The sequence below is a fragment of the Nosocomiicoccus sp. HMSC059G07 genome (assembly GCF_001815515.1).
Lineage (GTDB): Bacteria > Bacillota > Bacilli > Staphylococcales > Salinicoccaceae > Nosocomiicoccus > Nosocomiicoccus ampullae_A.
This window is the reverse complement of the sequence record NZ_KV820783.1, coordinates 1-9755: the sequence shown is the minus strand read 5'-3', so window position 1 is coordinate 9755 and position 9755 is coordinate 1. Positions and strand designations below refer to the sequence as shown.

The following is a 9755-nucleotide window of genomic DNA, read 5'->3' as shown; positions in this document are numbered from 1 at the left end:
GAGCCGTTAGCTCAGTCGGTAGAGCATCTGACTTTTAATCAGAGGGTCACAGGTTCGATTCCTGTACGGCTCACTAATAGCACTAGCAATAGCTAGTGCTTTTTTTATGCATAATATATACATGAAAACGTTTTAATTTACATATTGTTTATCCATCTAACCTCATATAAACTATATATATAATACATAAAGGTGGGTTTTAATATGTCATTTGAGATTGACTTAATTGGAGCAACAACAGCATTTGGGCAAGGTAAACCTGGAGTGACTTTTGGACCAGATGCTTTAAGAATCGCGGGCATTGTAGAAATGCTTGAACAAAATGGACATACTGTTACTGATGTTGGAAATATAATCGGTAACTATCCTCATAATTTTACTAAACAAAATATTAAAGTAACAGATGATCTTAAAAATTTAGATGAAGTAAGAGACTACTCTGAAGTGCTCGCTAAAGCAACATCATCAAGTGTAGAAAACAATAAATTCCCTTTAACTATCGGTGGGGATCACTCGCTTGCGCTTGGTAGTTTATCAGGAATTGCACCTCACTATGACAACTTAGGCGTCATTTGGTTTGATGCACATGGTGATTTAAATACAGCAGAAACATCTCCGAGTGGTAATATTCACGGTATGATTTTAGCAGAATTATTAGGTGTAGGTAATGATAAGTTAACGTCGGTGAACGGCTTTAATGCAAAACTTAAATTTGAAAACGTCGTCTTAATCGGGGTTAGAGATTTAGACGATGGAGAAAAAAAACTAATTAAAGAAAAGAATATTTTAACGTTCTCTATGAGTGACGTAAGAATACTTGGTTTAAATGAGATTTTAAACCGTACTTTAAAGCATTTAGAGCATACAGATGGTTTACATTTATCATTTGACGTAGACTCAATTGACCCGATGGAAGTAAAAGGTACAGGTACTAAAGTACCAGGAGGACTCTTTACTTCTGAAGTCATCATGTTTATGGAAGAATTAAGTAAAACAAACAAGCTCACTTCAATGGATTTAGTAGAAGTGAATCCTTTACTCGATGAGGAAAATAAAACAGCAGAAACAGCTGTACACGTAACAGAATATTTATTCGGTAAACGTACAAAGTAAGCTAGTGCAATTGCACTAGCTTTTTTAACGTTTATTAAACATTGTTGCATTTTGTTATAAAAACGTTCATACTCTAAAAGAGTGAAACGTGAGGTGTACATATGATTGGTAATAGAATTAAAGAATTAAGGAACAATCAAAAGCTGACTCAAGAAGAATTGTCTGAAGGCATCGTATCGAGAACGTATTTAAGTTTAATTGAAAAAGGATCGGTTCAGCCATCGAATAACGTGCTTGTTAAGTTAAGTGAACGACTTGGTGTAAATGTGAATGACTTGATGGTTGAAAGTAAGAACTATCAATACAGCGATATCGATATGAGTCGTGAGATAATTTTTTATGAGAATAAAATTCAAAATGAAGAATTTGACGTCATTGAACAATTTATCGACAACCACTATGAAGAAAAAGAAGATATTAAAAAGTTAGATCTAGCGAGAATCTATTTAATATATGGAGAATATTATTTAAATCGATCTCAATACAATTTATGTAAACGATATCTAGACGATGCAGCAGATATACTGTTAAAAATGCCTGTGAACGATTATTTTATTCGTTATACGAATGTGATCAGTCGCTACTATGTTAAAAATAATGATTATGATGAAGCACTCGACGTTTTAGAACGTGCACTCGTTGAAATGTCTTATACGAATCAATTTCAACTAGAGTCTATTCAGAACTTATATTTAATGGCGAATATTTATTTCGATAAGAAGCAGTACTATACAGTGCTACGAATTATAAAGAGAATGGAATACCTTTCTCGTCAAGTAAATATTACTTATAAAGAAGAAGAAGTACGTTATATGAAGGGTATTTGCCTGTATCATGAGAAAAAATTTGATACACTAGAACTAATTACAGCGAACAAAAATAATGTGTACGATAAAGTACTATATTCATATTCACTTCTTGCGAAAGGGGACGTTAAGTCTGCGCTTGATATATATGGAACGATTGAATTCACGCGTGAATTCAATGCATTGAATGAGATAATAGACGAACTCGACGAGCGATTCAAATCTATTATCTAGAGAGGAAAAGAAACGACATGCTTATAGGAAAACTATTTGAAGAAACACCAACACTCCATTTAATTACAAGTATTGTCGACTTATTAATTGTATGGTTTGTATTTTATCAACTAATTAATGTGATTAAAGGGACAAAAGCAATCCAGTTAATCAAAGGTATATTTTTCATAATCATCGGTCGAGCAGTGAGTAACTTCCTTGAACTGACGACGACGACACAAATATTTGACCTTGTACTTGAATGGGGATTCTTAGCAGTAATTGTAATATTCCAGCCTGAGTTAAGACGAGCGTTAGAACAACTCGGACGAGGAAAGATCTTTAAAAAGTCGACGACAAATCGTGAAGACGAATTAGAGAAGTATCGTGAAGAAATGATTACTGCTGTGAAATATATGGCCAAACGTAGAATCGGGGCTTTAATTGTGTTTGAACGTGAAACTGGATTAAAAGACTATATCGAAACAGGAACGCCGATGAATGCAGATTTAACTGCTGGCTTACTAATTAACGTTTTCGTACCGAATACGCCACTTCACGACGGTGCGATGATTGTACGAGACGATAAAATCATTACAGCAGGGAGTTATCTACCGCTATCAGAGAGTAATAAAATCGGCAAAGAACTTGGGACTAGACACCGAGCAGCTGTCGGTATTTCAGAAGTTACAGATGCATTTACAATCGTCATTTCTGAAGAGACTGGTGACGTTTCTACGACTATTGACAGCCGTTTAAGAAAAAATATTTCGATAGAAGAACTCGATGAAGAATTAAAGAAGTACTGGATAATGACATCCGTAAAGAAAGACGGAGGTGGTCTATTTGCTAGAAAGTAAACCGGGTATACTTTTCGTATCACTGATACTCGCGTTATTCATGTTTGCGAGTGCCAATAAGATATTTGAAGATTTTAATCTGTTTGGACAAAGTGGTGGTAATAATACGATTACGATTGAAAATGTACCTGTTGAATTAAAGTACGATGAAGAAGAGTACTACGTGACAGGAGCACAAAAAACAGTCCAAGTGAACTTCTCAGGAACACCATCAAAGTTAAAACAAATTCAAGCGACAGATAACTTTAACGTCATATTAGATTTACGAAATTATGAGCTTGGTGAGTTTGAAGTGACGTATGAAGTAGAAGGAATACCTGAAGACGTCACAGCAACAGTTTTACCGAAAAAGACAACGGTGTCGATTCAAAACTTAGTCGAACAAACATTTGAAGTTCGAGCGGAAGTAAATGAAAGTCGTTTATCATCTAACTATACAATCGAGTCTATTACGACAGACCCAGAAGTCGTCACTGTTAGAGGTGGAGAAGATGATATGGCACGTATACAGTATGTTCGTGCAATGATTTCTGGCACTGAGAAGATTACTGACGCGATTAGAGAAAGTGCGGAAGTGAGTGTCTTTGACGGCGTTTATAACAAATTAGATGTCGTAATCGAGCCGCAGAAAGTTGCAGTAGATATTAAAGTTAAAGAAAACAGTAAAGAAGTGCCGGTCTATTTAAATGTCGTCGGTAGTTTAAAAAGTGGATACCAACTCGATGGTATCTCATTAGAAAATGAGACGATAACAATATACGGACCACAAGATATGCTTGATGAAATCGTCGGAGTCGAAGCGGAAATTAATTTAGAAGATATCGATCAATCTGGTAGTTTTAATGTATCACTATCACTACCAAGTAATATACAAAAAACTGAACCAGCGAACGTAAAAGCTGAAGTCAAAATAAGTAAGAAATAGGAGTTAATTATGGGTAAATATTTTGGAACAGACGGTGTTAGAGGAGTAGCAAACGCGTTTTTAACACCCGAACTCGCATTTAAACTTGGACGTGTTGGAGGCAGTGTTTTACTTGAAAATAGTAAAGAAGAAAGACCGCGCGTTCTGATCGGAAGAGATACACGTATTTCTGGAGAGATGTTAGAATCTGCACTCATTGCTGGATTATTATCAATCGGAGCAGAAGTCATTCGACTTGGGGTTATTTCAACACCAGGTGTTGCATATTTAACAAAAGATATGGAAGCGGACCTCGGTGTGATGATTTCTGCATCACATAACCCAGTGGAGGATAACGGTATTAAGTTCTTCCAAAACGACGGATTTAAACTCGATGACGAGACAGAAGCAAAAATTGAAAGTATGTTAGAAGAAGATGCTGAATTGCCACGTCCGACAGGTGTCGATGTTGGATTTATAACAGACTTTTTCGAAGGTGGTCAAAAATATTTAAGTCATTTAAAAGCGACAATTGACGGAGATCTACTCGATCAACATATCGTCCTTGACGGTGCACATGGTGCGACGTATTCACTTGCTCCGTACTTATTCGGTGACTTAGAAGCGGACGTTGATACGATTGGCTGTAATCCAGATGGTACAAACATTAACGCTGGATTCGGTTCAACACATCCAGAGAAATTACAAGAAAAAGTCGTCGAACTCGGTGCTGGCTTTGGTCTTGCGTTCGATGGAGATGGCGATCGTATCATTGCGGTTGACGAAAAAGGACAGCTCGTCGACGGAGATAAAATCATGTACATCTTAGCAAAGGACTTAAAAGAAAATGGTCTTTTAAATGACGACATGGTCGTAAGTACAGTAATGAGTAACTTAGGGTTTTATCAAGCACTTGAAAAGTTAAATATTAAAAGCGACAAAACAAAAGTTGGAGATCGTTACGTCGTTGAAGAAATGAAAACACACAACTATAACTTAGGTGGAGAGCAATCTGGTCATATTATTATGCTCGACCATAATACAACAGGTGACGGTTTATTAACAGGTGTACAACTCGCACACATCATTAAAAAAAGTGGTAAGACACTAAGTGAATTACATGGTGAAATGGTGAAATTCCCACAAGAACTCGTGAACGTAAAAGTCGAGGACAAATATCACGTAACTGATAACGAAAAAGTAAAATCAGTCATACAATCTGTCGAAGAAGAAATGGCGGGTAATGGACGAATTTTAGTTCGTGCATCCGGAACAGAGCCACTTGTACGTGTAATGGTAGAAGCAGAAACAGAAGAACAAGCGAAATCTTATGCAGAAAAAATTGCTCAAATAGTCGAAGAAGAAATGGGATTATAAAAATTTCATTCATATAAAACGCACATCAACTCGATGTGCGTTTTATTATTTCGGATTTTAAAATAATTTTTATAAATCATATTGCATTTATTTAACTAAAGCGTTAACATAACTGTAAATATCAAATTTTCAGAATTTGATATTAAAATTTTTAGGAGGTTTGTATATGGTAGAGCAACTTAGACGTTTGTTTTTACTGTTCTCGATCGTTCTAATGGTTTTAACTTCGTTCTCGCCACTCGCTAATGCGGCTGAAAATGATTTTGATTTAGACAGCACGCTTAGAGTAGAAGGTTTAAAGCACGATGTTAAACTAACAAAAGAACAACTTGAACAACAGCGAGCAATTGCTGAACAATTAGAACTTATCAATGGTCCAGCAACAATCTCTGAAAACTTAGAAGGAGAGACAGGGCAAGTAGATGTAATTGTCCACTATCGTACGCCGTCTGTAGGGTTAGCGAAAGGTATCGCTAATGCGAAAGGCAAAAACTTTACAGCAGCAGACGAAAAGAAGGTTAAAAACGAAATCGCAAAAGAGCGATTACGTGTTCAAAAAGAAAGAAAGTTTAAGAAGATAAAAGTTAAGGAGAAGAAGAAATACGACGTAGTCTTAAATGCTGAGGCATTAACAGTTGATGCAAAAGACTTAGACAAGCTGATTGAGCTTAAAGATGTTGCATTTGTTGAAAAAGACACTGTTGTAACTTTAGATCCTGAAATTACGAAAGTACATATTCCAGAATCAGCTGAACTAGCAAAAGGTGAGGATGATGTTTCATCTAACCTAATACCTGCTTTAAAACACCTTGAAATCGAAAAGGTTTGGGAAATTGGTGAAAAAGGTAACGGCGTTAAAGTCGGAGTACTCGACACTGGAATTGACTACAACCACCCAGACTTAAAAGATGTTTATAAAGGTGGACGTAACTACGTAGAAGGTAATGAATACAAATCACCACGTGCAGCAGATGATCCGTATGAAACTAATCCAGACGAGCGTCCAGACAATGTTCCAGAAGAAAGAAACGGAAGTGAGTACTGGACAACTCACGGTACACACGTAGCGGGGACAATTGCAGCACAAGGTAACAACGAATACGGTGTTGTTGGTGTTGCGCCGAACGTTCAATTATATGCATACCGCGTGCTTGGAGCATATGGTAGCGGATATACGAACTGGATTGTAAGTGGTATTGAAGACGCAGTTAAAGACGGCATGGACGTTATTAACTTATCACTCGGTAACAGCTCAGCAGATGAAGCACAAGCAAACTCATTTGCAGTTAACAACGCTATGTTACTTGGTACAGTTGCTGTATCAGCGACAGGTAACTCAGGTCCAAATCGTTCTACAGTTGGTGGTCCAGCTTCAGGTGCGATTGGTATCGGTGTAGGTAACACGACACTACCAGAGTTAAAATACTACGCAAATGTTACGCTAGAATCTGGAGACTATAAAAAAGAGTTAAAAGACGTACTCTTTATGACATACACAATGAATGAAAATCCAGCAGACCAACTAAGTGATACTGAAGAAGTAGTTGCAGTACCAAATGTTGGTAAAGTAGAAGACTTTAAAGGACTGGATGTAAAAGATAAAGTTGCACTTATTCAACGTGGAGATATTCCATTTGTTGAAAAAATTCAAAACGCTAAAGAACAAGGTGCAAAAGGAGTTATTATTTATAACTCTGAAAGTGGAAGCGGCGCACCTGGTCCAACAGGATTATTCTTAGGTAAATCATTCCACTACGTACCGACGTTAGATGTTGGTTACACTGACGGTAAAGAGTTCAAAGAAGCTATCGACAAAAACAAAGAAGGTAAAGTGACGTTTAACTCATTTAAAGATGAAGTATCAGGTGGAGACGAAATGAACGATTCATCTTCTAGAGGTCCGTCGAAACCAAACTTTGACATTAAGCCGGATGTTTCAGCACCGGGTACAAACATCTTATCTACAGTACCAGTGTTTAAAGCATTCGATGAAAATATGGATTACACGTATGCATTCGCAGAGTACACAGGGACTTCTATGGCAACTCCACATGTTGCAGGTATTGCAGCGTTAATCTTAGAGTTAAACCCTGATTACACGCCGTTTGACGTGAAATCTGCACTTTCAAACACAGCGAAATTACTCGACACATCTACATTTGATGTATTCGATCAAGGTGCTGGACTTGTACAGCCGTATAGAGCTGCAACGACTGACTCACTACTTAAAGTGAATCATGAAACAGAAATGGACGGAACAGTTCATGAGCATACACGTGGTACAATGTCATTTGGAAAAATGCAAAGTGGTGAATCAAAAACTAAAGAATTATTCATCGAGAATAATAGTGGTTCATCTGTAAACTACAACATCGAAATTGAGATGTTATCAGATGTTGGAATTAACCTTCAAGCGAGCGAAACTTCAGTATCAACAGCAGACAACGCGTCTGTAGAGTTTACGATTGATGCTCCTGAAGACACACCAGACGGAACAGAAGTCCAAGGTTACATTCACGTGAAGAGTGACCACGGTGATTACAGCGTTCCATTTGCTGCTTTAATCGGTGATGATGCAGGTGGCGAAAGCATTAAGAAAGTTGAATTACAAGACTTACACATTTCACCAAACGATGACGGCGTACAAGATGAAACTGTACTCGACCTTGAGTTTGGTCAACCACAAAGCTATGCACTTGTTTCATACTTTAACTTACTCGACCCTAAATCTGGTCCAGATAACGACGGGTATGAAGGTACAATTGATTTCTTATTCTTACCAGAATTAAAAAATCAATTACCGATTACAGGTGACATGTACAATATCGTAGATGAAAAACGTGTACCAGGTAAAATTGATGATGGTGTATACACAGTAGATGTTCTATCAATTGATAAACAATCTCAATTAAACTCTGAGTTCGACGGTCCATTATTCGTTAAACGTAAAGCGACTGAAATTACAGAAGCAAAAGTTGTAGATGGCAACTTAGATATTACTGTAGACGATCTTTATATCAACGCATTACCAAAACTTAAAGAGCTTTATGGATTAGATTACGATCCGAACTTATTCGTTAAAGGTAAAGTGAAATTAAGTAATGGTGAAGAAGAGTTAACTGGTAACGGACAATTCACTAAAGAAGGTAAGTTCAACTTCGATCAGAAGTTCGATACTGCTTACCACTTAACTATCGACTTTGCGGATGCAGCTGGTAACAGTAAGACATATGAGTACACTGTAAACCCTGCTGAAAATGATGTAAAAGAAGGACATCACGAATTACCAAACGAACCAGCACCAGAGCCAGATCCTGAGCCAGAACCAGAGCCAGGTGATGACGAAGGAGAGTTTGAAGGAGAAGTTGTTTCATTCGATCCAAACAACTATGACGGCTTATTCGTAAATGGTAGAAGTGATGTTGTCGCTGATTTTTCTGAATACAACAGCGTAGCTGTTGAGTTAGATAATAATGCACTAAACACACTTTCAAAACTTAAAAAGAACAAATCGTTAACATTTGATTTAGGTGGTTACGGCGTTAAGTTTAACGTAGATAACTTCAAAGAATTAAATGGCTATGACAACGTATATGTTGTTCTCGAAAAATTTGAATCAGACGGATTATCAGATCAACTTAAAGTAAAACTTATCGGTGAATCAAATGGTGCCGCTGAAGAAGTATCTCAGTTAAATTCAAACTTTGTTGTACTTCTAGAGTCGCCAAAACAAAAAGTTAATGTGTTAAATGTTAACTCTGGTGAACAATTCAAAGGTAATGGATTATTTAATAAAAAATCTGGACAACTTGAGTTGAAAACTAAAGAGTTTAGCGCATATGTAGTTGTAGAACAATAGTAAGAACGAGCGAAAGCTCGTTCTTCTATTCTTTAGAAGAGGAGGATTATATGAAGAAGCTAATACTTTCTTTTGTTTTATCAGCATGTGCGTGCTTTGTATTATCAAACGAAGCGCATGCGTTAATGTTACAGCCGAGTCAACCATTCTCTGAAGAAGAAGAGGAAAATGATTCTATAACGTATACATATGGAAAGTTTGTAGATGAACATTTTGTACAACCTGATACTGACGCTGCGGATTTTGCGTTACAACTAGCTGTAGGGAAACGATATGTATGGGGTGGGAACTCTAATACAGAAGTTGATTGTTCTGCGTTTACACAGCAGTTTTTAAGAGAATTTAAAGGGATTAACATCTCTAGAACAACATATGATCAAGTGAGAGAAGGTACACGAGTAGAAAACCCTGAACCAGGAGACTTAGTGTTCTTTAACGACTTTGCACACGTTGGTGTATATGTTGGAGATGGAATGATGGTCGACGCATTAAATCCAGACGAAGGTGTCGGACTACGTGCAGTATCTTATGTCCATGGTAAAGTGGACGGGTATTACAGATATTAAAAAACACGTCACATAAGTGACGTGTTTCAGGCTGTAGACAAAGTCTCTTATGAGATG

General features: G+C 37.1%; 7 protein-coding genes and 1 tRNA gene. All 8 read left to right on the top strand.

Annotated features, from left to right (window positions below):
- The 8 genes from HMPREF3029_RS00790 to HMPREF3029_RS00755 all read left to right on the top strand — a co-directional run bounded on the left by HMPREF3029_RS00790 (window position 1) and on the right by HMPREF3029_RS00755 (window position 9698).
- Window positions 1–73 (top strand) — tRNA-Lys (locus HMPREF3029_RS00790).
- A 131-nt stretch (window positions 74–204) separates the two neighbouring features.
- Window positions 205–1113: an arginase gene (gene rocF, locus HMPREF3029_RS00785; RefSeq protein ID WP_070709240.1), complete on the top strand. Its 909-nt coding sequence runs from the start codon at window positions 205–207 to the stop codon at window positions 1111–1113.
- A gap of 101 nt (window positions 1114–1214) precedes the next feature.
- Entirely contained in the window at window positions 1215–2153 is a 939-nt protein-coding gene (locus tag HMPREF3029_RS00780) for a helix-turn-helix domain-containing protein (RefSeq protein ID WP_070709238.1), read from the top strand.
- 17 nt (window positions 2154–2170) lie between these two features.
- A complete protein-coding gene (cdaA, locus tag HMPREF3029_RS00775; protein WP_070709236.1) occupies window positions 2171–2992 on the top strand; it encodes a diadenylate cyclase CdaA in 822 nt (273 codons plus the stop codon).
- Window positions 2979–3917, top strand: a complete 939-nt coding sequence (locus HMPREF3029_RS00770) for a CdaR family protein (protein WP_070709234.1) — start codon at window positions 2979–2981, stop codon at window positions 3915–3917. Before cdaA ends, HMPREF3029_RS00770 begins: the two co-directional genes overlap by 14 nt.
- Before the next feature lie 9 nt (window positions 3918–3926).
- A complete protein-coding gene (glmM, locus tag HMPREF3029_RS00765) occupies window positions 3927–5273 on the top strand; it encodes a phosphoglucosamine mutase (RefSeq protein WP_070709232.1) in 1347 nt (448 codons plus the stop codon).
- Between the two features lie 166 nt (window positions 5274–5439).
- Window positions 5440–9132: a S8 family serine peptidase gene (locus HMPREF3029_RS00760; protein WP_070709230.1), complete on the top strand. Its 3693-nt coding sequence runs from the start codon at window positions 5440–5442 to the stop codon at window positions 9130–9132.
- A gap of 50 nt (window positions 9133–9182) precedes the next feature.
- Complete coding sequence (locus HMPREF3029_RS00755) at window positions 9183–9698, top strand: C40 family peptidase (RefSeq protein WP_070458049.1); 516 nt, start codon at window positions 9183–9185, stop codon at window positions 9696–9698.
- The last annotated feature ends 57 nt before the right edge of the window (window positions 9699–9755 follow it).